Here is a 25,646-nt window from a genome sequence, read left to right on the forward strand (position 1 = left end):
GATGCTGCAGACCACGGCCCGGGAGATCGCCGACCTCACCGGCGGCTCCCTAGTGGGGGGTGCGACCGGGGCGGAGACCGTGACGGGCGCCGCCCGCATCGACTCGCGCGCCGTCACCCCCGGTGACCTGTTCGCGGCCTTCGTCGGCGAGCACGCCGACGGGCACGACTTCGTCGCCCGCGCCCTCGAGGACGGCGCGGGGACGGTCCTCGTCTCCCGGGATCTCGGGCTCCCCGGGGTGCTCGTGGAGGACGTCCGCGAGGCGCTGTCCACTCTCGCCCGCGCCCAGCTCGAGCGCGCCCGCGCCGAGAACCCCGATCTCGTGGTCCTCGCCGTCACCGGCAGCGCCGGCAAGACCGGCACCAAGGACCTCCTCGGCCTCGTGCTCTCCGCCGCGGGGGAGACCATCGCCCCCGTCGGCAGCCTCAACAACGAGCTGGGCCTGCCGCTGACCGTGCTGGGTCTGCAGCCCACCACCCGCTTCCTGGTCCTCGAGATGGGCGCCCGGGGCATCGGTCACATCGCCCACCTCACGGCGATCGCCCGCCCCGACGTCTCCCTCGTCCTCAACGTCGGCAGCGCGCACCTCGGCGAGTTCGGCGGCGTCGACGCCATCGCGCGCGCCAAGGGCGAGCTCGTCGAGGCCCTCGCCCCCGAGGGGCGCGCCGTGCTGAACGCCGAGGACCGCCGGGTCGCCGCGATGGCCTCCCGCACCTCCGCCCCCGTCCTCGACTGGGGCTTCTGGTCCGGCACCCTCCGCGGCGAGGACCTCGACCTCGACGAGGACGCCCGACTCTCCTTCGCCCTCGTCGTGCCGGAGGGCCTCACGGCGCTCAGCGGCGCCCCGATCCCCGCCGGCCGCTTCCCGGTGCGCCCCGACCTCCTCGGGGAGCACCAGGCCGCGAACGTCCTGGCCGCGCTCACCGGCGCCCTCGCCGCCGGGGTCGACCCCGCCGCGGCGACTGCGGCACTCGACGGCGCGCGCCTCGCCTCCCGGCAGCGCATGGAGGTGCACCGCGCGGGCGGGGCCCTCGTCGTCGACGACGCCTACAACGCCAACCCGGACTCGATGCGCGACGCGCTCAAGACCCTCGCCCATCTCGGCCGGAGCCACCGCACGATCGCCGTCCTCGGCGAGATGCTCGAGCTCGGGGACGATGCCGTGCGCCTGCACGACGAGATCGGCCGCCTCGTGGTCCGCCTGAACATCGACCACCTGATCGTCGTCGGCGACGGCGCCGCGCCGATCCACCACGGGGCCAGCCTCGAGGGGAGCTTCGGCGGCGAGTCCGAGTTCGTCGACACCGTCGAGGAGGCGATCGCTGTGCTAGAACGTACGGTGATGCCCGGCGACGTGGTGCTCCTGAAGTCATCGCGCGACGCCGGACTGCGGCGGATCGCCCGACCGCTGGTCGCGCACCTCGAGCGAGCAGGAGAGCCCGACCCGCGGGCGGACGGAGGGGATCACGCATGATCGCGATCATCATCGCGGGAGCCGCGGCGCTGCTGCTGTCGATCCTCGGCACACCCCTGTTCATCAAGCTCCTGGTGAAGAAGGGGTACGGCCAGTTCATCCGGGATGACGGCCCCACCTCGCACGCGACCAAGCGCGGCACCCCCACCATGGGCGGCGTCGCGATCATCCTCTCCACGCTCCTCGCCTACGGCCTCACCCATCTGGTGCTGTGGACCAGTCCGAGCGTCTCGGTGCTCCTCGTGCTCTTCCTCATGGTCGGGCTCGGCGTGGTCGGCTTCCTCGACGACTACCTGAAGATCTCGCAGCAGCGCAGCCTGGGCCTGCGGCCGCGGGCGAAGCTTATCGGTCAGTTCCTCGTCGCGACGGTCTTCGCGGTGCTGGCGCTGCTCTTCCCGGACAGCGACGGCAACACTCCCGCGTCCACGAAGATCTCCGTGGTCCGCGACGTGGAGTGGCTGGACCTCTCCTTCCTCGCGGATCTGCTGCACTCCGCGGCCGGGATGAATCTCGCCGTGATCGGCTCGGCGCTCGGCTTCGTGCTCTTCGCCCTCTGGGCGAACTTCCTCGTCGCCGCGTGGTCCAACGGCGTGAACCTCACCGACGGCCTCGACGGACTCGCGAGCGGCGCGACCATCATCTTCACCACCGCGTACCTGATCATCTCCTTCTGGCAGTGGCGGCAGGTGTGCAGCGTCGACCTCGACGCCGGCGGGGTCGTCCAGTGCTACACCTCGCGGGACCCGCTCGACACCGCCGTGCTCTGCGCCGCGATCATCGGCGCCTGCGTCGGCTTCCTGTGGTGGAACACCTCGCCCGCGAAGATCTTCATGGGCGACACCGGATCGCTCGCCCTGGGCGGGGCGATCGCGGGCCTGACCATCGTCTCGCGCACCGAGGTGCTCGGCGCGATCATCGGCGGCCTGTTCGTGATCATCTCGCTGTCCGTGATCATCCAGGTCACGAGTTTCAAGCTGACCGGCAAGCGGGTGTTCCGGATGGCGCCCCTGCAGCACCACTTCGAGCTCAAGGGCTGGAACGAGGTGACGATCGTGGTCCGCTTCTGGATCGTGGCCGGGATCCTCGCCGGAGTGGGCCTCGGCATCTTCTACCTCGACGCCCTCCCGAGGCTCAGCTCATGACCTCCGCGGACGCAGCGGACCTGGTCCTGCCGGTCCAGCAGCGGCCCTGGCCCGGGCTCGACGTGACGGGCGTGCGCATCCTGGTCACCGGCTTCGGGGTGTCCGGGTACGCGGTGGCCGACCAGACCATGCAGCGCGGCGCTCGTGTGCTCGTCGTCGATGGGCAGGACACCCCCGAGCTGCGTGAGCGGGCGCAGATCCTCGAGGTGCTCGGGGTCGAGGTGCGCCTCGGCGCCGAGCACACCGCGGCCCTCCCCGCCGACCGCGAGATCGACCTCGTCGTCACCTCCCCGGGATGGCGCCCCACCCAGCCGCTCCTCGCCGAGGCGGCCGCGGCCGGCATCCCCGTGTGGGGCGAGGTCGAGCTCGCGCGCCGCATGCAGTCCGCCGACGGGCCCGCGTGGCTCGGCGTCACCGGCACCAACGGCAAGACCACCACGGTCACCATGCTCGAGTCCATCCTGCGGGCGGCCGGGCTGCGCGCCGTCGCGTGCGGGAACGTCGGGCTGCCCGTGATCGAGGCGGCGCTCGACCCGGAGGGCTACGACGTGCTCGCGCTCGAGCTGTCCAGCTTCCAGCTGCACTGGACCGAGCACCTGGACTGCGAGGCCGCGGCGGTGCTCAACGTGAGCGCCGACCACCTCGACTGGCACGGAGGGGCCGAGGAGTACGCGCGCGCCAAGGGCCGGATCTTCGAGGGCGTCCGCACCGCCTGTATCTACAACACCGCCGACGAGGTCACCCGCCGCCTCGTCGAGGAGGCCGACGTCGTCGAGGGCGCGCGTGCCGTCGGCCTGACGCTCGGGACGCCGGGCCCCTCGGAGCTGGGCCTGGTCGAGGACATCTTTGTCGACCGTGCGTTCCACCCGGACCGGCATCGTGCCGCGGCCGAGCTGGGTCGGCTCGAGGACCTCGCGCATCTCGGCGCCCGGGGCGCCGGCCCCCACGTCCTCCTCGACGCCCTCGCCGCGGCCGCCCTGGCACGCGCCCACGGGGTGCCCGCCGCCGCCGTCCGCGACGGGCTGCGCGCGTACCGGATGGGCGCCCACCGGGCGCAGGTCATCGCGACCGTCGACGGCGTGACCTTCGTGGACGACACCAAGGCCACCAACCCCGCGGCGGCCGAGGCGTCGCTGCGCGCCGCCGAGAGGATCGTGTGGATCGCCGGTGGGGACACCAAGGGGGCTGACGTCTCCGAGCTCATCGCCGCCTCCCGGGAGAGGCTCGTCGGCGCCGTGCTGCTGGGTCGGGATGCGACGCCCTTCACCGAGGCCTTCGCGCGACACGCTCCCGAGGTCCCCCTCCGACGCATCGATCCGGGCGAGACTGGCGATGCCGCCGGACGGTCCCGCCTCATGGAGGCCGCGGTGCAGGCCGCCCGCGACCTCGCCGCGGCGGGGGACGTGGTGCTGCTGGCACCCGCCGCCGCCTCGATCGACCAGTTCCGTGACTACGCGGAGCGGGGGGATCTGTTCGCGGCGGCCGTGACCCGACTGCCAGGAGCGAACGCATGACCAGGGAGAAGGCATGACCGTGGAGGAGACCCGACGGCGGTCCACCGGTGTCGTGCGCCCCGACGAGGAGCAGCCGCTGGGCAACATCTCCGGCCGCGTCCGCGACGGCGTCGGCTCCTGGCTGCGGTCCCCGGCCCTGGACTTCTACGCCCTCATCGTCCTGGGCACCCTGCTGATCGGCGTCGGACTGGTCATGGTGCTCTCCTCGTCCTCGGTGCTGAACATCGCCCGCGGCGAGTCGGGCTTCGCCGGCCTCTTCCGCCAGGGCACCTTCGCCGTGATGGGCCTCGTCCTGCTGGTGGTCGCCGCGATCCTCCCGCCCGGCTTCTACCGGAAGGCCGCCTGGCCCCTGTTCGGCCTGGGCATCGCGCTGCAGCTGCTCGTGCACACGCCGCTCGGCGTGGACGTGGCGGGCAACCGCAACTGGATCGAGATCGGCGGCCAGCGGCTGCAGCCCTCCGAGTTCCTCAAGCTCGCCCTCGCCGTCTGGCTCGGGGCGCTGCTCGCCACGAAGCGACCCCTGCTGAACCGGCCCGCGCACCTGCTCTTCCCGCTCGTCCCCGGGGTGGGTCTCGCACTGGGACTGGTGGTCCTCGGCCACGACCTCGGCACCACGCTGGTCATGTGCATGCTCGTCGCCGGGGCCGTGTGGGTCTCCGGTGCACCGCGCCGCTGGTTCGCCGCGGCGGCCACCGTCGGCCTCGCCGGGGTGATCGCGCTGACGGTCACGAGCTCGAACCGCATGGCGCGCATCGAGAACTGGCTGCAGGGAACCTGCGAGGGCGACTCCTGCTTCCAGTCCGACCAAGGGCTGATGGGGCTCGCCGAGGGCGGCTGGTGGGGTGTGGGCCTCGGCGAGTCTAGGCAGAAGTGGGGCCGTCTGCCGGCGGCCGAGGACGACTACATCTTCGCGATCATCGGCGAGGAGCTGGGGCTGATCGGCACCCTGGGCGTCCTCGCCCTGTTCACCTGTCTCGCGCTGGTGATGTTCCGGATGATCACCCGCATCGACGACCACTTCATGCAGATCACCATCGCGGGCCTGAGCGCCTGGCTGCTCGGTCAGGCCTTCGTGAACATGATGGTGGTCACCGGTCTGATGCCGGTGATCGGCGTCCCGCTGCCGTTCATCTCCGCGGGCGGCTCCGCGCTGCTGGCCTCGATGACGGCGCTCGGGGTGCTGATCTCCTTCGCCCGGCGCGAGCCCGGCGCCGCCGAGGCGATCAGCGCCCGGATGGGTGCTGTCCGCCGCTCGATCACCGTGCTGCCCGCACCTCGTGACGCCTCCGCGGGCAGGACCGGCGCCCCGAAGCGCGGCCGGTCCTCGTCCCTGACGCGGGGCTCGGGTCGGTCACGCAGCCGCACCGGTCGCAGCTCCCGCACCACCCGGAAGGGATGACATGACCACCACCACCCCGCCGCGGATCCTCCTCGCGGGCGGCGGCAGCGCGGGCCACGTCTCGCCGCTGCTGGCCACCGCGGACCGGCTCCGCACCCTCGCGCCCGGCGCCGAGATCGTCGTGCTCGGCACCCCCGAGGGCCTCGAGACCGATCTCGTGCCCGCCGCCGGCTTCGAGCTGGTCACGATCGACAAGGTCCCCTTCCCGCGTCGGCCGGACGGGGCGGCCCTGCGCTTCCCCGCGCGCTTCACCGGTACCCTGCGTGAGGTGCGGGCCCTGCTGCGGGAGCGCCGCATCGACGTGGTCGCGGGCTACGGCGGGTACGTCTGCCCGCCCGCCTATCTCGCCGCGGCCTCGGCGAAGGTGCCCTTCGTGGTGCACGAGGCGAATCGGCGGCCGGGCCTCGCCAACCGCCTCGGAGCCCGCCGCGCCGCCGCCGTGCTCACCGCCTTCGAGGGGTCGACCTTGCCCGGCGCCCGCCGCATCGGCATGCCCATGCGCCGCGCCGTCGCCGAGCTGGACCGCGCGGCGCGCCGCGACGCGGCGATCGCCGGCTTCGGCCTGGACCCGACCCGCCCCGTGCTGCTGACCACCGGCGGCTCCCTCGGGGCGCAGCGCCTCAACGCCGCCGTCGCCGCGGCCTCCGAGGACCTGCTCGCGGCCGGGGTGCAGATCCTCCAGGTCACCGGGCGCGGCAAGAACGAGGGCGTGACCCCCCGCCCCGGCCACGTCGTGCTCGAGTACGTCTCCGCGATGGAAGACGCCTACGCCGCCGCGGATCTCGCCCTGACCCGCTCCGGAGCCGGGACGGTCTGCGAGCTGAGCGCCGTGGGCCTGCCCGCCGTGCTGGTCCCGCTGCCGATCGGCAACGGCGAGCAGGCCCTCAACGGGGAACAGCTCGTCGCGGCCGGAGGCGCCCTGATGGTCGAGGACTCCCGCCTCGACGCGGACTGGCTGCGCGCGCACGTGCTGCCCCTGATCACCGACCCGGCGGCGCTCGCCCGGATGGCCGAGGCGTCCCGCACGGCGGGCATCACCGATGCCGCCGAGGTGATGGCGGAGGTCGTGATCGGCGTCGCACGCCGAGCCTGACCCGACGCGATCCGCGCCGAGGCTACCGTGGCCCCATGACCTCCCAGCCCGTTGCCTCCGCCCCGTCCGCCGCGCCGGAGCCGCGCACGATCCTGCGCCCGGGCGCGGTGATCACCCGCCCGGACTGGCCCGCGGAGGCGAAAATCCGTTCGCTCCACGTGGTCCGCATCGGCGGGGCCGGGATGTCCGCCGTCGCCCGGCTCGCGCTCGAAGCCGGTCTCACCGTGAGCGGTTCCGACTCGCAGGACGGGCAGTTCATCGCGCCGCTGCGCGCGGCCGGTGCGCGAATAGGCATCGGCTTCGACGCGGGCCTGCTGGCCGAGGACGTCGACCTGCTCGTCGTCTCCACCGCGGTCCGCGCCGACAACCCCGAGGTGATCGCCGCTCGCGAGCGGGGCATCCCCGTGATCCACCGGGCGGCCGCGCTCGCGGGCCTGCTCGGCGGGCGCTCGCTGATCGCCGTGGCCGGCACCCACGGCAAGACCTCCACCACCGGCCTCGCCGTCATGGCGCTGCGTGGCGCGGGCCTGGACCCGGCCTGGGCGCTCGGTGCCGCCGTCCCGGACCTCGGCCGCAATGCGGGCTTCGCCGCGGCGGATCCGACGGACCCTCTCGCAGCGGCCCCGGCGGAGGAGAGCGCCGTGGAGGGTGCCGCCGACGACTCGGGCGTCGCCCCCGCACTTCCGCAGGCCGGGGGGCTCGCCGTGGTCGAGGCAGACGAGTCCGACGGCTCCTTCCTCGCCTTCGCCCCGCAGTCGCTCGTGGTCACGAACCTCGAGCCCGATCACCTCGACTTCCACGGCGATGCGGAGACGCTGACCGCCGCCTTCGACGCCCTCACCGCACGTCTCGTGCCCGGCGGCACCCTCGTGGTCTGCGCTGACGACGCTGGGGCGGCCGCCCTCGGCGACCGGGCCGCGGAGCGCGGGCTCCCGGTGATCCGCTACGGCGTCGGGGCCGGGGCCGACTGGCGGGTGCTCGAGGAGCGCGGCGGCGCGACCGGTGCCCGCGTGCGCCTCGCCACGCCGCACGGGCCTCTGGACCTCTCCCTCGCCGTTGCCGGGCACCACAACGTGCTCAACGCCGTCGGTGCCCTCGTGGCCGTCCGCGCCGCCGTGCCGGAGGCCGACCCTGCGGCCCTCGCCGGTGGGCTCGCCCGCTTCACCGGCGCCTCGCGCCGCTTCGACGTCGCCGGGGAGGCCGGCGGGGTCACGGTCGTGGACGACTACGCGCACCATCCCCGGGAGGTCGCCGCGACCCTCTCCGCCGCTCGCGGCATCGTCGAGGCCCAGGACCGCGGCGGCCGCGTGCTGGTGGTCTTCCAGCCCCACCTCTACTCGCGCACGCGGCTGTTCGCCGAGGACTTCGCGACGGCGCTCACCGCCGCCGACCAGGCCTGGGTGCTGCCCGTCTACGGGGCGCGCGAGGACCCGGACCCGCAGATCACCGCCGCGACCATCACCGCCCACGCCCCGCTCGGCGTGCTCCCCGTGGCCGATGACGCGCCGGAGGGCGAGCTCGCCGCGGCCGTCGCCTCGACCGCGCGCCCCGGCGACCTCGTGCTCATGCTGGGGGCCGGCGATATCGTCGAGCTCACCCCGAGCGTCCTCGCGGCGCTCGGCGGGACGGGGGAGGGGGACTGATGGCGACCCGCCGCCCCGCCGCTCCGCGACCCCGGCCCCGCTCCGGCGAGTCGGCGAGCTCGGCGAGCTCCGCGGGTCAGACCGCGCGCCCGGTGCCGCGTCGCACCGCCGCCCCGTCGGCCTCCTCCACGACCCGCCGCTCCGCGGCCCCGGCACCCACGCGCCGGAGCGCCGGCACGTCCTCGACCTCTTCCTCGGTGAAGCCCGACGCGGCGGGGTCGGGAGCGTCGGCTGCGTCGGCGACGTCGTCGGGGTCCGCGAAGTCAGCCGCTCCGTCGGCGCCGTCCGCCGCCTCGGGGGTTCCCACGGCGTCCACCGTGTCCGCGGGCTCGGCCGCCTCGGCGTTCCCCGCCCCTGCGCGCGCGACGACGGCGCCGGGACGATCCCGCCGCGCCGTCGGCCGCCCCGCTCCGGCAGAGGATCCCGCCCCCGCCGCCGGGGAGGGACGGGTCGTCCAGGCCGCGGACCGCTTCCGTGCGTTGGTGGTCGGACGCCCCTGGCGTCGACGCCGTCGCGCGATCCTCGCCTCCCTCGCCGGGGTGCTGGCCCTGCTGCTCGTCGCCGCCGGCACCGCGATCTACCTCCCCGCCCTCCAGGTCGACCGGGTGGAGATCTCGGGCCTGGGCTATCTCGCGGAGGACCAGGTGCGCGCGGTCGTCGAGGAGCACGACGGCGACAGCGTGCTGCTGCTGCGCACCGGCCGGATCCAGCAGGAGCTGCTGGCGCTGCCCGGTGTCGCGAGCGCCGAGGTCGAGCGGTCCTGGCCCGACGGCGTCTCCGTGACGGTCACCGAGACCGCTCCTGTCGCGGTGCTCACCCGCGCCGACGGCAGCACCGCCGTGCTCGACGCGGCGGGGGAGGAGCTGCCGGCCGCCGCGGCGGAGGGCGCGACCCTGGTGCCGCTCTCCGTCGGCGCGGGCGCTTCCGACCCGGAGGGTGCCGCCGTCGCCATGAGCGAGGTGGTCGGCGCGATCCCCGAGCCGCTGCGGAGCTCGGTCCGCTCCGTGACCGCGACGACCCCGAGCGATGTCACCCTCGAGATCGCCCTCGAGGACGGCACCGTGAAGACGGTCATCTGGGGCGGCGCGGCCGACAGCGCCCTCAAGGCCGAGGTGGTGCAGGCACTCATCTCCCAGCCCGGCACCGTCATCGACGTCTCCTCGCCGGTCGCACCGGTCACGCGCTGAGCAGCGGGCCCGGACCCTCGATCCGCCCGGGTTCACGGCCGACACGCGCCGACGGTGTTTGCACGGGCGCGTCCTCGTCCCTAGCGTCGAGGGGAAGGAGAGGTGCCCCGAAGTCACAACCTGAAGTAGAGGTTGAGAGTTCGACCGGGTGTCGGGACCAGCCCGAGGCGGCCCCTCTCCGCAGGTGAACGACAAGAGCAAGGACCAAACGTGGCCGGAACCCAGATCTCCCTCGCAGTCATCAAGGTCGTCGGTGTCGGCGGCGGCGGTGTCAACGCTGTCAACCGCATGATCGAGTCGGGCCTCAAGGGGGTCGAGTTCATCGCGATCAACACTGACGCCCAGGCCCTCCTGATGTCCGACGCCGACGTCAAGCTCGACGTCGGCAAGGAGATCACCCGCGGTCTCGGCGCCGGTGCAGATCCCCAGGCTGGCAAAAAAGCCACCCCAGGACCCGCCGAGGAGATCGAGGAGGTCCTGCGCGGGGCCGACATGGTCTTCGTGACCGCCGGCGAGGGCGGCGGCACCGGCACCGGCGGCGCGCCCGTGGTCGCCAAGATCGCCCGCAGCCTCGGCGCCCTCACCATCGGCGTCGTGACCCGCCCCTTCACCTTCGAGGGGCGCCGTCGCTCCACCCAGGCGGAGTCCGGGATCGCGGCCCTGCAGGCCGAGGTCGACACCCTCATCGTGATCCCCAACGATCGCCTGCTCTCCATCGCGGACAAGCAGGTCTCGATGCTCGACGCCTTCAAGAGCGCGGACCAGGTCCTCCTCTCCGGTGTCCAGGGCATCACCGACCTGATCACCACCCCGGGCCTGATCAACCTCGACTTCGCCGACGTCAAGTCGGTCATGCAGGGCGCAGGCAGCGCCCTCATGGGCATCGGCTCGGCGCGCGGCGAGGACCGTGCGCTGCAGGCCGCCGAGCTCGCGGTCTCCAGCCCGCTGCTCGAGGCCTCGATCGACGGCGCCTACGGCGTGCTGCTCTCCATCCAGGGCGGCAGCGACCTCGGCCTGTACGAGGTCTCCGAGGCGGCGCGCCTGGTGCAGGAGGCCGCGCACCCGGACGCGAACATCATCTTCGGCTCGGTCATCGACGACGCCCTCGGCGACGAGGTGCGGGTCACGGTCATCGCCGCGGGCTTCGAGTCCGGCGGTCCCGCCCCCCGCACCGATCTCGCCGCGCGTCCCGCCCCGCGCCCCGAGCCGGTGCGCCCGGCCGAGCGCCCGGCGGCGAGCCGTCCGGCCGCGACCGGTGCCTCGGCGAACGCCGCTCCCGCCGCGAACGGCGCCTGGGGCCAGCCGCAGACCGCCTTCTCGCCCTCGCGGCCCAGCGCCGCGGAGCCCGAGACGGAGGTGCTCGACGCCGCCGAGGCCGAGGACCCCCGCCCCGTCGGCCAGCAGGTGCCGCCGCGTCCCGCTCCCCGCACCCCCGAGCAGCAGCAGCCCCCGCGGCCGCCGCACATCGAGGAGCCCCCGGCGGACGACGACGATCTCGACCTCCCGTCCTTCCTCAAGTGACGACCTCCCTCTCGGCACGGGCTCCGCAACTTCGCGGGGCCCGTGCCCTGTTCACGGGTCGCTCCGGCGGGGTCAGCACCGGGGACCACGCGAGCCTGAACCTCGCCCTGCACGTCGACGACGATCCGGCGGCGGTCGCGCGGAACCGGGACCTCCTCGCCGCCGAGGTGGGGGTGCGCGCCGTCTTCGTCGACCAGGTCCACTCCACCCTCGTGCACGTGCTACCGACGGCGGGGGACTCCCCGGTAGTGACCGCCGACGCGCTGGTGACGGACCGGCGGGACGCGGCGCTCGCGATCATGGTGGCCGACTGCCTGCCCGTGCTGCTCTCGGATCCGGTAGCAGGCGTGATCGGAGCGGCGCACGCGGGCCGGCGCGGCCTGCTCGACGGCGTACTCGAGGCGACCGTCGAGGCGATGACGGCGCTCGGAGCGCAGCCCGCCGACCTCACCGCCTCGATCGGCCCCGGGATCTGCGGCGCCTGCTACGAGGTGCCGGCAGAGATGCGCGAGGACGCGGCGGCGCAGCTGCCGGAGACGGCCGCGACCACGAGCTGGGGCACCCCCGCCCTCGACCTCCGGGCCGGGGCGGCGGCGATCCTCGCCCGGCTCGGCATCCCCTCCGGGGCGATCGACGCCGACCATCCCTGCACCCTCGAGGACGAGTCCTTCTTCTCCTACCGCCGCAGCGCCCAGACCGGCCGCTTCGCCGGGGTGATCCGGAGGGCCTGACGAGGTCCGACGAGGCCTGACGCCGTCCGGCACACCGCCCGGCATACCGTCCGACACGCCGACCGACACGCCGGGCGCCTCCCGGGGCGCCCTGCGACCCTGCGGTACTTTCGATGCACGGGCTCCCACGCACTCCCCGTGCTTCCCCGGAGCCCAGGTCAGCGCGAACAACACACGGGAGATCCACGATGGGCAACTGGCGCAACGCCATGGTCGCTCTCGGCCTCGCCAACGAGGTCGACGACGAGTACTACGAGGACGAGCGGGTCCGACAGGACGAGCCTGCCGCTCCGGCCCGACGCACCGAGCGCGGCCCCGAGCCCGCTCTCGAACGGGAGGCTCAGGTGACCCCCATCCGCCAGCGGTCCAACGTCGTGGCGATGGCCCCGGCAGTGGAGGACTCGATGCACCGCATCACCACGATCCATCCCCGTTCCTACAACGACGCCAAGGCGATCGGCGAGTCCTTCCGTGACGGCATCCCCGTCATCGTGAACCTCTCCGACATGCAGGACGGCGACGCCAAGCGCATGGTCGACTTCTCCGCGGGCCTCGTCTTCGGCCTGCGTGGCAGCATCGAGCGCGTCACCTCCAAGGTCTTCCTGCTCTCGCCCGAGTTCGTCCAGGTCGACGGGGACACCACCGCCGACGAGGGCAACTTCTACAACCAGAGCTGAGGTCCCGTGCAGCTCGTCGCCGGGGTGCTGTATCTCGCAGTGTTCCTGTACATGCTCCTGCTGCTCGCGCGGCTGGTGATCGACTGGATCCGCGGGTACGCCCGCGACTTCCGGCCGACGGGGCTCGTGCTGGTGCTCTTCGAGGTCGTGTTCACGCTGACGGACCCCCCGGTGACGTTCCTGCGCCGCCTCATCCCGCCGCTCCGCCTGGGGCCGGTGGCCCTCGACCTCAGCCTGATGCTGCTGCTCGTGGCCTGCTGGGTGCTCATGGCGGTGCTCTCCTCGCTCGCGTGAGCTCCGGTGAGCTCGCATGGGCTCCCCGGTGTCCGGCTGATCGGCCGGGACGTCCGGTGAGCGCGCCGGATCCGCTAGGCTGTCCGCACTGCGCCCGGCGCAGAGACCACCCCAGACTGACGAGAAGGTGACCCATGGCTCTGATGCCCGATGACCTGCTGCACAAGCGGTTCACACCGGTTCGGTTCTCCGAGGGCTATGACATGGACGAGGTGGACAACTACCTCGACAACGACATCCTGCCGCGCCTCCAAGAGCTGATCGACGAGAACAACCGCCTCACCAAGGAGCTGGAGGAGGCCCAGAACCGCATCGCGGAGCTGGAGTCGGCCCCGGCCGCGGCCGCCGCCGATGCGGCCCCGGTGGAGGACGACGCCGAGCTGATCGACGCCGCCCCCGTCGCCGAGGCGCCCGCCGCGGATGTCGACACCACGGCCCCGCAGGCCGTCGTCGAGCCCGAGGCCCCCGCCGAGCAGCCCGCGCCCGCCGCGGCCTCCTCCGCGCCGACAGACGCGGCCGGCATCATCGCCCTCGCGAACCGCCTGCACGACGAGTACGTCAAGAACGGCGAGGACGAGCGCGACCGCCTCATCGCCGAAGCGAACGACGAGCACAAGCGCATCGTGGGCGAGGCTGAGGAGAAGTCCCGCACGACCCTCGCGGAGCTCGAGTCGAAGAAGGCCGAGCTCGACAAGACCATCGAGGGCCTGCGTACGTTCGAGCGCGACTACCGCAACCGTCTGCGCAACTATCTCGAGAACCAGCTCCGCGATCTCGACACCAGCGAGACGCAGGACAAGCAGGCGAACTTCGGCCTGTGAGCCGCCACGCCACCACGTCGACGAGCGCCGGGCCCCAAGGGTCCGGCGCTCGTCGCCGTCTCCCCCTCCCCGGGATCCTCGGCATCATGGTCGTGCTCGGCGCGATCCTGCTCGTCCTCGACCAGATCACCAAGAACTGGGCCGAGGCGAACCTCGAGGAGCTCGTTCCCCAGCCGTTCCTCGGCGAGTTCCTGCAGCTGACGCTGCTGTACAACTCGGGCGCCGCCTGGGGCATGGGCTCCGGGATCACGCCCGTCGTCACGTGCCTGCAGATGCTGATCGTCGTAGGCGTCCTCGTCTTCGCCGTCACCACGGTGCGCTCGCCCTGGTACGCCCTGGCCCTCGGGATGATCCTCGGCGGCGCGCTCGGCAACATCCACGATCGGCTGTTGCGTCCGCCCGCCCCGTTCCGCGGGGAGGTCGTCGACTTCCTCGAGCTGCCCAACTGGCCGGTGTTCAACATCGCCGACATGGGCGTGGTGGGCGGCGCGATCCTCGTGGTGCTGCTCAGCGTGATCGGCCTGCACACCGATCCTTCCGCGGCCGAGGCGGAGAAGCCCGCGGCAGCCGAGACCGAAGCGCCGGAGGAGCGGAAGGCGTGAGCGGCCACCGCACCCTGATGGTCCCCGACGGCCTCGCGGGGGAGCGGGTCGACGCGGGCCTCTCGCGCCTGCTGGGCCTCTCCCGCACCCGCGTCGCCGATCTCGTGGACGACGGGCACGTGCAGATCGACGGTCGCGTCCCGGCCCGCTCGCAGCGACTCGAACCGGGCGCTCTGCTCAGCGTCGAGATCCCCGACGAGCGCCCCGCGACCCAGGTGCGGCCGCAGATCGCCGAGGGCATGAGTCTCGTCCACCAGGACGAGCACATCGTGGTCATCGACAAGCCCGTCGGCGTCGCCGCGCATCCCAGCGCCGGCTGGTCGGGGCCGACGGTCCTCGGCCATCTCGCGGCGGCGGGGGTGTCGATCCGCACCAGCGGCGACCCCGATCGGCAGGGCATCGTCTCCCGCCTCGACGTCGGCACGAGCGGGCTCATGGTGGTCGCCCGCACCGAGCTCGCCTACACCACGCTCAAGGACGCCTTCCGCGCCCGCGAGGTGGACAAGGTCTACCACGCCGTCTGCCAGGGGACCCCGGACCAGCCCGAGGGCACGATCGAGGCCCCGATCGGCCGGTCCCCGAACCACGACTACAAGTTCGCGGTGCGCAGCGACGGCAAGCACTCCGTCACCCACTACTCGACGCTCGAGGCGCTGCGCGGCGGGACCCTGCTGCGGGTCAAGCTCGAGACGGGCCGCACCCATCAGATCCGCGTGCACATGGCGGCGCTGAAGCACCCTCTCGTCGGCGATCCGCTGTACGGCGCGGACCCGACCCTCGCGGAGCGGGTCGGACTGATCCGGCAGTGGCTGCACGCGATGGAACTCGGCTTCATCCACCCCGCCACCGGGGAGCAGGTCACCTTCTCCTCGCAGTACCCGGCGGACCTGCAGCAGGCCCTGGACCGGCTCAGGGAGCGCTGAGCGGGCGCAGCAGGATCGGGGTGTCGGCGTGCATCGGCCCATCCTGTCAGGCGATACCGTCGAGCCATGACCGACGAGCATCTCCCCGGCGCCCTCACCCCCACCCGCTCCGCGGCCCTGTCGCGCCCCGATTTCCCCGTCGCCCGTGTCGCGCGCCGCCTGGGCCTGGACCCCGCGGGCGCCGAGGTGGCGCTGCGGAACGACGAGGCGATGCGGGCGGCGATCGCCCGCGCGGTGGAGGAGTTCCTCGCGGCCGACGACGAGCGCCGGTCCGGTCGCGCGTCCACCTCCGCCCTGGCCCAGGATCCCGACTTCCCGACGGGGGTGGGGATGGCGCTCGTCGGCGCCGCGGTGCTGTGGGAGGCACGGGAGCTGGTCCCGCGGGTCGCTCTGCGCGTCGCCACCGACCACTACGAGGACGGGGCTGACGAGCTCGCCGCGAGCTACGTCGCGCTGGTCCTCGAGTCCGTCGAGCCGGGGGAGGACCGGGACGACGACGCCCTCGCCTGGGCCGCCCAGTCCCTGCTCGTCGCCGTGCTGCAGCGCTCGGGCGAGCCGGCCCGCGCGGCAGAGATCGCCGCCGACCTCGCCGCCCACGCGATCCCCCTGGACCTGTGGCGCGACGAGGACCCGACCCTCCCGGACGACTCGCTGGCCTGGCACGGCGGCGCCTTCGTGGGCGGCATCCCGCCGCGCCGCGACGAGCGCTCCTTGAGCTACGAGGACGTCCACGACTACATGGACCGCCTCCTCGCCGACATGCGCCGAGAGCGCGAGGCGGAGGAGGACGGGGCGTGAGCGGTCCCGCCGAGCAACTGCTCACCCACGCCGGGGGCTCCGACCCCCGCTGAACAGCCGCGGCAACGTCCCGACGCGCCCCCGGATTCCCGACACGCCGGACGCGCCGGGGTGACCTCTCCGACCCCGCGCCGAGCCCCTCCGCGGGGCGTCCCGGACTACCCTGGAGCGCATGGCTTCTGCGGGCACCGATGACTTCGTCCACCTCCACGTCCACACCGATTACTCGCTCCTGGACGGGGCCGCGAAGATCGACAAGCTCGTCGCGGAGGCGGCGAACCTCGGGCAGAGCGCGGTCGCGATCACGGACCACGGGTACCTCTTCGGCGCCTACGAGTTCTACGCCGCGGCGACCAAGGCGGGCGTGAAGCCGATCATCGGCATCGAGGCGTACGTGACCCCGGGGACCAGCCGCCACGACCGCACCCGCGTCCAGTGGGGCACCAAGGAGCAGCAGGCCGCGGGCGACGACGTCTCCGCGCGCGGTGCCTACACCCACATGACCCTGCTGTCGAAGTCGACGGAGGGCATGCACAACCTCTTCCGCCTGGGCTCGGCCGCCTCGCTCGACGGGCAGATGGGCAAGTGGCCCCGCATGGACCGCGAGATCCTCGCGAAGTACGCGCCGGGCCTCATCGCCACCACCGGCTGCCCCTCCGGCGAGGTGCAGACCCGGCTCCGCCTGGGCCAGTTCGACGAGGCCGTGAAGGCCGCTGGCGAGTTCCAGGACATGTTCGGACGGGAGAACTACTTCATCGAGCTGATGGACCACGGACTGTCCATCGAGAAGCGGGTCACCAAGGACCTCCTCGAGGTCGCCAAGGCGATCGGCGCGCCGCTGGTCGCCACCAATGACCTCCACTACGTCACCGAGGAGGACGCCACCATCCAGGACGTCCTGCTGTGCATCAACTCCGGCTCGAAGCTGAACGACCCGGACCGTTTCAAGTTCGACGGCTCCGGCTACTTCCTGAAGTCCGCGCAGCAGATGCGGGAGCTGTTCCGCGAGTTCCCCGAGGCCTGCGACAACACGCTGCGCATCGCAGAGATGTGTGACGTCTCGTTCACCACCACGAACGAGGGCGCGAACTACATGCCGCACTTCCCGACCCCCGGCGGAGAGGACGAGGAGTCCTGGTTCGTCAAGCAGGTGCAGGACGGCCTGCACTACCGCTACCCCTCCGGCATCCCCGACGAGGTCCAGCAGCGCGCCGACTACGAGGTCGGGATCATCCTGCAGATGGGCTTCCCCGGCTACTTCCTCGTCGTCTCCGACTACATCAAGTGGGCCAAGGAGCAGGGCATCCGCGTGGGACCGGGCCGTGGCTCCGGCGCCGGCTCGATGGTCGCCTACGCGATGCGCATCACCGACCTCGACCCGATCGAGCACGGCCTGCTCTTCGAGCGATTCCTGAACCCCGACCGCGTCTCCATGCCCGACTTCGACGTCGACTTCGACGATCGCCGCCGCGGCGAGGTCATCGACTACGTCGAGCAGAAGTACGGCGACGACAAGGTCGCCCAGGTCGTCACCTACGGCGTCATGAAGACGAAGAACTCCCTCAAGGACGCCGCGCGCGTCCTGGACTACCCCTTCGCGATGGGCGACCGGATCACCAAGGCCCTGCCCCCGGCGGTCATGGGCAAGGACATCCCGATCAACGGCATCTTCGACCCCGAGCACAAGCGCTATGCGGAGGCCACCGAGTTCCGGCGGATGCACGACGAGGACCCGGACGTCCAGAAGGTCGTCGGCATCGCCAAGGGCGTCGAGGGCCTGACCCGCGGCTGGGGCGTCCACGCCTGCGCAGTCATCATGTCCAGCCACACGCTGACCGACATCATCCCGATGATGCGCCGGCCCTCCGACGGCCAGATCATCACTCAGTTCGAGTACCCGACCTGTGAGACCCTCGGCCTGCTGAAGATGGACTTCCTGGGGCTGCGGAACCTCACCGTGCTCTCGGACGCGGTCGAGAACATGACCCGCAACGGGAAGACCCCGCCGGATCTCGAGACCCTGCCGTTCGACGACCAGAAGACCTACGAGCTGCTGCAGCGCGGCGACACCCTCGGCGTGTTCCAGCTGGACGGCTCCGGCATGCGCACCCTGCTCCGCCAGATGAAGCCCGACCAGTTCGGTGACATCACCGCGGTCTCCGCGCTCTACCGCCCGGGCCCGATGGGCATGGGCTCGCACACCAACTACGCGCTGCGCAAGAACGGCCTGCAGCCGATCACCCCGATCCACCCGGAGCTCGAGGAGCCGCTCTCCGAGATCCTCGGCGAGACCTACGGCGTGCTCGTCTACCAGGAGCAGGTCATGCAGACCGCGCAGAAGGTCGCGGGCTACTCGCTCGGCGAGGCGGACATCCTCCGCCGCGCCATGGGCAAGAAGAAGAAGGCGGAGCTGGACAAGCAGTACGTCTCCTTCGAGGCGGGCATGAAGGGGAACGGCTACTCCGACGCCGCGGTCGCCGCCCTCTGGGAGACCCTGCTGCCCTTCGCCGACTACGCCTTCAACAAGTCGCACTCGGCCGCCTACGGCGTGGTCTCCTACTGGACCGCCTACCTCAAGGCCAACCATCCCACCGAGTACATGGCCGCGCTGCTCACCTCCACCCAGGAGAACCGCGACCGGCTCGGCCTGTACCTCGGCGACTGCCGCCACCGCGGCATCACCGTCCTCCCGCCCGACGTCAACGAGTCGGACCTCTACTTCTCCGCCGTCGGCGAGGACATCCGCTTCGGCCTCTCCGCGATCCGGAACGTCGGCGCCAACGTCGTCGAGGAGATCATCAAGGCGCGCGAGGAGAAGGGCGCCTTCACCTCCTTCACCGACTTCCTCGACAAGGTCCCCCTGACCGTCTGCAACAAGCGCACCATCGAGTCGCTCATCAAGGGCGGCGCCTTCGACTCCCTCGGCGCGAACCGGCGCTCCCTGGTGCTGGTCCACGAGGACGCCGTCGACTCCGTCGTGGACGTCAAGCGCAAGGAGGCCCAGGGCCAGTACGACCTCTTCGCCGACGTCTTCGCCGGGGTGGGGGAGGACGGCGAGACCATGGCCTCGGGCTCCGCCGCGACGATCACCATCCCCGACCTGCCCGAGTGGGACCGCAAGCAGAAGCTCGCCTTCGAGCGGAACATGCTGGGCCTGTACGTCTCGGACCACCCGCTCTACGGGCTCGAACACGTCATCGCCCAGAACTCCACCACCTCCATCAGCGCGCTCGCCGACGAGGGCGCGGTCGAGGACGGCCAGATGGTGACGATCGCGGGCCTGGTCACGACGCTGCAGCGCAAGACCACCAAGAAGGGCGACATGTGGGCGATCGCCACGGTCGAGGACCTCGAGGGCTCGATCGACTGCCTGCTCTTCCCCTCCACCTATCTCACGGTCGCCGGCGAGCTCGCCGAGGACCTGATCGTCTCCATGAAGGGACGGGTCGACACCTCCAAGGGCATGCCCGAGCTGCGGGTCATGGAGATGTCGATCCCCGAGACCGGGGGCGGGGCCGACGGGCCCGTCGTCATCGCCCTGCCCGCCCTGCGCGCCACGAACAAGGTGGCCGAGCAGCTCCGCGGCGTCCTCGAGGACAACCCCGGCTCGAGCGAGGTGCGGCTGCGTCTGCAGGAGCCGGGCCGCACCACCCTGATGCAGCTGGACAAGCGGCTCTCGGTCACCCCGTCCGCTGCCCTGTACGCCTCCCTCAAGGCACTGCTGGGACCGGGCTGCCTGCAGTGACGCCCCCGGCACCCGGCCCGGTGGCGGCCCCCTGGAGGGTCGCGACCTGGAACATCCGCCATGGGCTGGGGGCCGACGGGCGCGTGGACCTCGTGCGCACGGCGCGGGAGATCGCCGCGCTCGGGGCCGACGTGATCGGTCTGCAGGAGGTCGACGTCGCCTTCGGCGAGCGGTCCCGCGGGGAGGACCAGGCTGCGCGGCTCGCCGCGCAGCTCGGTCTGGAGGTCGCCTTTGGCGCCGCGCTCGAGCATCCGCCGACGACGGTGGGCGCACCGCCGCGCCGCTACGGCGTCGCTCTGCTGACCCGGCATCACCTCGAGACGGCGCAGCACCATCCGCTGCCCGACCATCCCGCCGCCGCCCCGGGAGAGCCCCGCGCGGTGCTCGTCGCGCGCGTCCGGCGAGCGGACGGGACCGCGCTCGACGTGCTGGTCACCCATCTGGATCACGCCGATCCGCGGCACCGCACCGCACAGGTGCAGGGGCTCGTGCGCCGCACCGACGAGCTCGATCCCGAGGTGCCCGCCGTGCTGATGGGGGACCTGAACGCCGACCCCGCCGCGCCCGAGCTCGCCGCCCTCGCCGCGACCGGCTGGCGGGAGGCCGCCGGCTCCGTGCGCGCGGCCGACGAGTCCCGACCGCCTGCCTCGCGTCGGCGCGACCTCCTCGCCCGCCGTGCCCGGACCGGGCGCGCTGCCCGGGTCGCCCGGTCGCTGGCGCGTCGTCTCGGGCTGGTCCTCCGCGGCGGCCTCCCCGGCGCCCGGACCGGCCGTCCCCCCGCCCCGGACGCCCCCACCCATCCGTCCCGTCTGCCCCTGCGCCGCCTCGACTCGATGTGGGTGCGCGGACCGATCGAGGTCCGCGCGGTGCGGGTCGGCCCGCGCGGATCCTCCGACCATCGCCCGGTGCTCGCCCTCCTCGCCCCGCGACGCTGAGACCCCGCTCTCGCCCCCAGCTCCCGTCGGCGGACGTGGACTAGCGTTGAGCCCATGAGCTTCGCAGAGGACCTGCTGCCCGATGACCTCCTCGAGACCTTCCGCGAGCGCGCGGCGGTCCACGACCGGGAGAACACCTTCCCCGAGCTGGACCTGGCCGACCTGCGCGAGCGCGGCTACCTGCGGTTGCTCGTGCCGACCGTGCTCGGCGGGCTCGGGGCGAGCCTGCTGGACGCCTCCCGGGTGCAGCGGCGCCTCGCCCAGGCCGCCCCGGCCACGGCCCTCGCCCTGAACATGCACCTCGTGGTCACCGGCGCGGCGCTGCACGCGCATCTCGTCGGCGCCGACGCGGGGGAGCGGGTCCTCGCCGGCGCCGCGGAGGACCTCCTGTTCGCCTTCGGCATCTCCGAGGCCGGCAACGATGCGATGCTCTTCGACGCCTCGACCCGCGCGGATGCCCGCGAGGACGGCGGGTACACCGTCACGGGGACCAAGATCTTCACCTCCCTCGCGCCGGTGTGGGACCGGCTCGTGGTCCACGGACGCCTCGCCGATGCCACCGAGGTCGACCCCCGCCTCGTGTTCGGACTGCTCGAGCGCACCGACGCGGTCGAGGTCCTCGACGACTGGGACACCCACGGCATGCGCGGCACCCAGTCCCGCACCACCCGCCTGCACGCCGCACCGATCGCCGCCCAGGACGTCCTCACCCTCACCCCCGTCGGACCGAACCCCGACCCGCTCGTGCGCGGGATCTTCGGTGCCTTCGAGCTGCTCATCGCCTCGGTCTACACCGGCATCGCGGAGCGGGCGCTCGCCGTGGGCGTGCAGGTCGCGACCACCCGCCGCTCCGTCACCCGCGGCATCGTCCACGCCGACGACCCCGACATCCGCCGCCGCCTCGCCGCCGCCGCGATCGGGATCGACGGGGCGATCCTGCAGATCGAGAAGGTCACCGCCGATCTGGACGCGCTCGGCACCGGCTCCACGGGGCCCGGGATCACCGACCACGGCGCCCGTTGGTTCCTCCACTTCTCCGGGGTGAAGTCCCGCGCGACCGAGGCCGCGATCGCGGCCGTGGACCAGGTGCTCCGCGCGAGCGGCGGCTCCCACTTCTTCCGCCGCAGCGAGCTCGAGCGGCTCTCCCGCGACGTCCGAGCGGGCCTCTATCACCCGTCCGACGAGGAGTCGGTCCACGCGTCCTACGGGAAGGCGCTGCTGGGCGAGGTCGGCTCCGCCGGCTGAGCGGGGCCGCGCGGGATCCCGTCAGCGTGCTCCGCCGGCTGAGCGGTGGGGCCCGTCGGCCTGTCAGCCGAAGAGGATCTCGACCTCGTCCCAGCGGGACTGCGGCACCTTCTTCGTGGAGTCGATCGCGTCGCTCAGCGGCACGTCGACGATCTCGGTGCCACGCAGCGAGACCATGCGCCCGTACTTGCTGCCGTGCACGAGGTCCACCGCGGCGGTGCCGAGGCGCGTCGCGAGGACGCGGTCGTAGCCCGTCGGCTCGCCGCCGCGCTGGATGTGGCCGAGCACGGTCGCACGGGCCTCCACGCCGAGCCGCTCCTCGATGATCGGGGCGAGGGCCGCGGCGACCCCGCCGAAGCGGGGACGGCCGAACTCGTCGAGGTCGTAGTCCATGAAGCCCTCGGGGGCGTCCTGCGGGATGAAGCCCTCGGCGACCACCACGAGCGGCGCCCGGCCGCGGTCGAAGGCGGACTTGACGTAGCCGCAGATCTCGTCGATGGTCAGCGGGAACTCGGGCAGGCAGATCACGTGGGCGCCCGCCGCCATGCCGGAGTGCAGCGCGATCCAGCCCACCGAGCGCCCCATCACCTCGGCGACCATGCAGCGGTGGTGGGAGTCGCCGGTCATCCGCAGCCGGTCCAGGGACTCGGTCGCGATCTCGACGGCCGTGTTGAAGCCGAAGGTGTAGTCGGTCGCGTCGAGGTCGTTGTCGACCGTCTTCGGGACGCCGACGACCGGGACGCCCGCCTCGTGGAGCCGGTTCGCGGTGTACAGGGTGCCGTCGCCGCCGATCGCGACGATCGCGTCGATGTCGTTCTCGTCCATCTGCCGCAGCACGATCTCCGCCCCGTCGGCCCCGTCGTGGAAGGGGTTCGCGCGGGAGGTTCCGAGGATCGTGCCGCCGATCCGGCCGATGCCGCGCACCTTGCGGCGGGGGAGCGTCATGAAGTCGTTCTCGATCACGCCGCGCCAGCCGTCGCGATAGCCGATGAACTCGTCCTCGAACAGCTTGTCGCCCTTGATCACGATGCCGCGGATGACGGCGTTCAGCCCGGGGCAGTCGCCCCCGGAGGTCAGGATGCCGATCTTCATGGGGGAGGACTCGCTTCTCTCGCCGGGACCAGGGGTGCTGCGACCCACTCTAGGACCACCCCGCGCCCCGTCGCCAAGCCCTCGGTCCCGCCACGGACAGCACATGACGTGCAGGTGAACGGCATCTTTCGACCGCCGACGCAGAACGGCGCCCCGCCCCCGCGATGCGGGGACGGGGCGCCGTTCGGGTCCGTCGGCTCCGGTCATCCGGTCCGACGGGAGAGGGTCACTCCGGGGTGTCGGCGGCGTCGTCGGCGTCGGTCGACGGTGCGGTGGGGGCCGCCGGGGCGGAGCCCGCCGCGGACCCTGCCTGCTCGGCCTGGGCGCGCACGGAGCGACCGCCCTCGGCGGCCCGCTGCAGGGTGTCCTGGAAGTCGACGCCGGTCGTGGACTTGACCATGTCGAGGACCTGGGCGAGTCCCACCGAGATGTTCTGCCCGATCTTCGCCTCGCCATCGGTGGAGAACACCGAGAGGTTGGAGATGTTCGAGTAGGGGGAGGCGAGCTCGTTCGCGACGGCCGGCAGCACGTCGAGCACCTGGGCGAGCACCGCGGCGTCGTTGAACTGCTTGTACGCCTCGGCGCGGGCCCGGGTGGTCTCCGCCTCGGCATCGCCCTTGGCGCGGATCGCCGCACCCTCGGCCTCGCCCTTGGCGCGGAGCGAGTCGGCTTCGGCCTGACCCTCGAGACGCACGGCCTCGGCGTCCTTCGAGCGGCGCTGCAGCTCGACCTCGGCCTCGGCCCGACCGCGGGCCTCGATCGCGTGCGCCTCGGCGTCCGCGGAGACCTTGCGGGCCTCGGCGCGGTTGCGCTCATCGGTCAGCTGCGCCTCCGAGTCGGCGACGCGGGCATACTTCTTCGAGTCCGCGTCCTGCTGCTCGGCGTAGCGCTTGGCCTCGGCCGGCTTGTGAACCTCGGCGATGAGCTGCTTCTCGCGCAGGTCGTTGTTGCGGACCGCGATGAGCTCCTCCTGCTCGATGATCCTCTGCTGCTGCGCGGCGCGGGCGAGGGGACCGGCGGCGTCGGCCACGGCCTGACGGGCGTCGGTCTCCTCCTTGATCTCGGCGTTGCGGATGTCGAAGGCCTGCTTCGACTCGGCCTCCTGCTGGAGGTTGAGGTTCTTCGCCTGGGTCGACTCGCGGTTCGCGTCGGACTCGGCGATCGCGGCGCGCTTGGCGACCAGCGCCGCCTCCGGGCGGCCCCAGTCCCGCAGGTAGGAGCCGTCGTCCTCGACGGCGGAGATCTGGAAGGTGTCGATGACCAGGCCCTGGTTGTTCATCGAGTGCTCGGCCTCGGCCTGCACCTGGCTCGCGAAGGACGCGCGGTCGCGGATGATCTGCTCGACGGTCAGCGTGCCGACCACCGCGCGCAGGGTGCCCGAGAGGATCTCCTGGGTGTAGTGGTCGATCTGCTGCTGCTGGTCGAGGAAGCGCTGGGAGGCCTTGCGGACGTCGTCGACGTTGCCGCCCACCTTGACCTGGGCGACGCCGCGCAGGCGCAGGAAGATGCCGTTCATCGAGTAGCCCTCGACCTCGACCGGGATCTGGCGCGAGGAGAGGCTGAGGACGAAGGCGCGGTCCACGATGGGGCGTACGATCGCGCGCCCGCCGATGACCACGCGGGCCCCGCCCGACTCGAGGTCGATGTCCCCGTTGGGGCTGGTCTTGGCGCTGCGTCCGGTGATGATGAGCGCTTCGTTCGGCGCTGCGATGCGGTAGCTGCGCAGCAGCACGAACAGCAGAATCAGCAGCACGAGCGCGACGACACCGGCCACCATGACGGTGGGTATCAGTAGTTCCATGGGTTCCCCTCAGACAGTGCAGACATGCCAGAGGAATTATCCCACCGATCGTGCGCCGCGCCCGCCGGTTCCGGGACCGGCGACGGCTTCGTGATCTCCGGTCCCGGGCCCGGCCCGGTCCGTTCAGCGGCCGGTGGGGTGGGGCTCACTTCATGCCGGTCGCTGCGATGCCCTGGACGATCTGCTTCTGGAACACCAGGAAGCAGATCAGCACCGGGATCATCGAGACCACCGACAGGGCGAGCACCAGGTTGAAGGGCACCACCTCCTGGCTGGCGAAGCGCTGCAGCGCCACCGGCAGGGTGCGGGTGCGCTCGTTGGTCACCACCAGCGGCCACAGGAAGTCGTTCCACCGCCACAGCACCGAGAAGATCGCCAACACGGCGAGCGCCGGTTTGCACAGCGGCAGCATCACGCGCCAGAAGATCCCGAACTCCCGGGCCCCATCCACGCGGGCGGAGTCGATCAGCTCGTCGGGGATGGTGAGCATGTACTGGCGCAGCAGGAACACCCCGGTGGGAGTGGCGATCGCCGGCAGGATCACGCCCCATAGGGAGTTGGTCAGTCCCAGCGAGGCGGTCACCTGGTAGACCGGGATCAGGATCACCTGCAGGGGCACCATGATCGTCGCCAGTGTCACCAGGAACAGCAGGTCCCGTCCCCGGAAGTTGTAGCGCGAGAGCGCATACGCGGCCATCGAGTTGATCGCCAGCGTCAGCGCCGTCGCGACCACCACCACGATCACGCTGTTGGTGAGGTAGCGCAGCATGTCGAAACCGGTCAGCGCCTCGACGTAATTGCCGGGCTGCCACTGCCCGGGCAGCAGCGTGGGCGGGCGCTGGGCGAGCTCGGTGGGGCTCTTGAAGGAGCCCAGCACCGTCCACAGCAGCGGGATCAGCACCAGCAGCGCGAGCGCCGTGAGGTTCACGGTGCGCACCACATCGCTCGGTCTCACCCGGGTGCGAGAAGTGGAGGTCCAGGTGGTGGGCTTGGCTGTCGTCGTCCTCAT

Annotated in this window: 22 protein-coding genes; 18 read left to right on the plus strand and 4 right to left on the minus strand. The window is 72.4% G+C overall.

The window, feature by feature from the left end:
- Position 1: 1 nt before the first annotated feature.
- From V1260_RS00335 to V1260_RS00360, 6 genes are read left to right on the plus strand one after another with little or no spacing between them, the layout of a single operon-like run.
- Positions 2–1,474 carry a UDP-N-acetylmuramoyl-tripeptide--D-alanyl-D-alanine ligase gene (locus tag V1260_RS00335; RefSeq protein WP_329744798.1) on the plus strand — a complete coding sequence of 491 codons (1,473 nt, stop codon included), beginning with the start codon at positions 2–4 and terminating at the stop codon, positions 1,472–1,474.
- Positions 1,471–2,616, plus strand: a complete 1,146-nt coding sequence (gene mraY, locus V1260_RS00340) for a phospho-N-acetylmuramoyl-pentapeptide-transferase (protein WP_329744799.1) — start codon at positions 1,471–1,473, stop codon at positions 2,614–2,616. Before V1260_RS00335 ends, mraY begins: the two co-directional genes overlap by 4 nt.
- Positions 2,613–4,130: a UDP-N-acetylmuramoyl-L-alanine--D-glutamate ligase gene (gene murD / locus V1260_RS00345; RefSeq protein WP_329744800.1), complete on the plus strand. Its 1,518-nt coding sequence runs from the start codon at positions 2,613–2,615 to the stop codon at positions 4,128–4,130. The genes mraY and murD overlap by 4 nt, the downstream gene beginning before the upstream one ends.
- Positions 4,131–4,143: 13 nt before the next feature.
- On the plus strand, positions 4,144–5,529 hold the full coding sequence (gene ftsW, locus V1260_RS00350) for a putative lipid II flippase FtsW (RefSeq protein ID WP_329744801.1): 1,386 nt from the start codon (positions 4,144–4,146) through the stop codon (positions 5,527–5,529).
- A 1-nt stretch (position 5,530) separates the two neighbouring features.
- Positions 5,531–6,622 carry a UDP-N-acetylglucosamine--N-acetylmuramyl-(pentapeptide) pyrophosphoryl-undecaprenol N-acetylglucosamine transferase gene (locus V1260_RS00355; protein ID WP_329744802.1) on the plus strand — a complete coding sequence of 364 codons (1,092 nt, stop codon included), beginning with the start codon at positions 5,531–5,533 and terminating at the stop codon, positions 6,620–6,622.
- Between the two features lie 35 nt (positions 6,623–6,657).
- Positions 6,658–8,265, plus strand: a complete 1,608-nt coding sequence (locus V1260_RS00360) for a UDP-N-acetylmuramate--L-alanine ligase (protein WP_329744803.1) — start codon at positions 6,658–6,660, stop codon at positions 8,263–8,265.
- Positions 8,266–8,341: 76 nt separating this feature from the next.
- On the opposite strand, the gene V1260_RS00365 is transcribed toward V1260_RS00360, so the two are convergent.
- Positions 8,342–8,572 carry a hypothetical protein gene (locus V1260_RS00365; RefSeq protein WP_329744804.1) on the minus strand — a complete coding sequence of 77 codons (231 nt, stop codon included), beginning with the start codon at positions 8,570–8,572 and terminating at the stop codon, positions 8,342–8,344.
- Positions 8,573–8,582: 10 nt separating this feature from the next.
- Here V1260_RS00365 and V1260_RS00370 point away from each other — a divergent pair, with 10 nt between their 5' ends.
- The 12 genes from V1260_RS00370 to V1260_RS00425 all read left to right on the plus strand — a co-directional run bounded on the left by V1260_RS00370 (position 8,583) and on the right by V1260_RS00425 (position 21,744).
- Positions 8,583–9,452 (plus strand): cell division protein FtsQ/DivIB, encoded by an 870-nt coding sequence (locus V1260_RS00370; RefSeq protein ID WP_329744805.1) that lies wholly within the window; start codon positions 8,583–8,585, stop codon positions 9,450–9,452.
- A gap of 210 nt (positions 9,453–9,662) precedes the next feature.
- The gene (ftsZ, locus tag V1260_RS00375) at positions 9,663–10,973 is read left to right on the plus strand and encodes a cell division protein FtsZ (protein ID WP_329744806.1); all 1,311 of its coding nucleotides are present in this window, start codon (positions 9,663–9,665) and stop codon (positions 10,971–10,973) included.
- Positions 10,970–11,704: a peptidoglycan editing factor PgeF gene (pgeF, locus tag V1260_RS00380; RefSeq protein WP_329744807.1), complete on the plus strand. Its 735-nt coding sequence runs from the start codon at positions 10,970–10,972 to the stop codon at positions 11,702–11,704. Before ftsZ ends, pgeF begins: the two co-directional genes overlap by 4 nt.
- A 188-nt stretch (positions 11,705–11,892) precedes the next feature.
- Positions 11,893–12,381: a cell division protein SepF gene (locus V1260_RS00385; protein ID WP_329744808.1), complete on the plus strand. Its 489-nt coding sequence runs from the start codon at positions 11,893–11,895 to the stop codon at positions 12,379–12,381.
- Between the two features lie 6 nt (positions 12,382–12,387).
- Positions 12,388–12,675 (plus strand): YggT family protein, encoded by a 288-nt coding sequence (locus V1260_RS00390; RefSeq protein ID WP_329744809.1) that lies wholly within the window; start codon positions 12,388–12,390, stop codon positions 12,673–12,675.
- A gap of 134 nt (positions 12,676–12,809) precedes the next feature.
- Positions 12,810–13,496, plus strand: coding sequence for a DivIVA domain-containing protein (locus V1260_RS00395; RefSeq protein ID WP_329744810.1), 687 nt, complete (start codon positions 12,810–12,812; stop codon positions 13,494–13,496).
- Between the two features lie 86 nt (positions 13,497–13,582).
- On the plus strand, positions 13,583–14,098 hold the full coding sequence (gene lspA, locus V1260_RS00400) for a signal peptidase II (RefSeq protein WP_329744811.1): 516 nt from the start codon (positions 13,583–13,585) through the stop codon (positions 14,096–14,098).
- Positions 14,095–15,021 carry an RluA family pseudouridine synthase gene (locus V1260_RS00405; RefSeq protein ID WP_329744812.1) on the plus strand — a complete coding sequence of 309 codons (927 nt, stop codon included), beginning with the start codon at positions 14,095–14,097 and terminating at the stop codon, positions 15,019–15,021. Before lspA ends, V1260_RS00405 begins: the two co-directional genes overlap by 4 nt.
- Before the next feature lie 66 nt (positions 15,022–15,087).
- Complete coding sequence (locus V1260_RS00410; protein WP_329744813.1) at positions 15,088–15,819, plus strand: hypothetical protein; 732 nt, start codon at positions 15,088–15,090, stop codon at positions 15,817–15,819.
- 172 nt (positions 15,820–15,991) lie between these two features.
- The gene (dnaE, locus tag V1260_RS00415) at positions 15,992–19,564 is read left to right on the plus strand and encodes a DNA polymerase III subunit alpha (RefSeq protein ID WP_329744814.1); all 3,573 of its coding nucleotides are present in this window, start codon (positions 15,992–15,994) and stop codon (positions 19,562–19,564) included.
- A 20-nt stretch (positions 19,565–19,584) separates the two neighbouring features.
- The gene (locus V1260_RS00420) at positions 19,585–20,499 is read left to right on the plus strand and encodes an endonuclease/exonuclease/phosphatase family protein (protein WP_329744815.1); all 915 of its coding nucleotides are present in this window, start codon (positions 19,585–19,587) and stop codon (positions 20,497–20,499) included.
- A gap of 54 nt (positions 20,500–20,553) precedes the next feature.
- Positions 20,554–21,744 (plus strand): acyl-CoA dehydrogenase family protein, encoded by a 1,191-nt coding sequence (locus tag V1260_RS00425; RefSeq protein WP_329744816.1) that lies wholly within the window; start codon positions 20,554–20,556, stop codon positions 21,742–21,744.
- 63 nt (positions 21,745–21,807) lie between these two features.
- Here V1260_RS00425 and V1260_RS00430 read toward each other — a convergent pair whose 3' ends face one another.
- The 3 genes from V1260_RS00430 to V1260_RS00440 form a co-directional block, all read right to left on the minus strand.
- Positions 21,808–22,836, minus strand: a complete 1,029-nt coding sequence (locus V1260_RS00430) for an ATP-dependent 6-phosphofructokinase (RefSeq protein ID WP_329744817.1) — start codon at positions 22,834–22,836, stop codon at positions 21,808–21,810.
- Positions 22,837–23,062: 226 nt separating this feature from the next.
- Complete coding sequence (locus V1260_RS00435) at positions 23,063–24,637, minus strand: flotillin family protein (protein WP_329744818.1); 1,575 nt, start codon at positions 24,635–24,637, stop codon at positions 23,063–23,065.
- A gap of 145 nt (positions 24,638–24,782) precedes the next feature.
- Positions 24,783–25,646, minus strand: a complete 864-nt coding sequence (locus V1260_RS00440; protein WP_329744819.1) for a carbohydrate ABC transporter permease — start codon at positions 25,644–25,646, stop codon at positions 24,783–24,785.

This window comes from Brachybacterium sp. J144, from assembly GCF_036321705.1.
Classification (GTDB): domain Bacteria; phylum Actinomycetota; class Actinomycetes; order Actinomycetales; family Dermabacteraceae; genus Brachybacterium.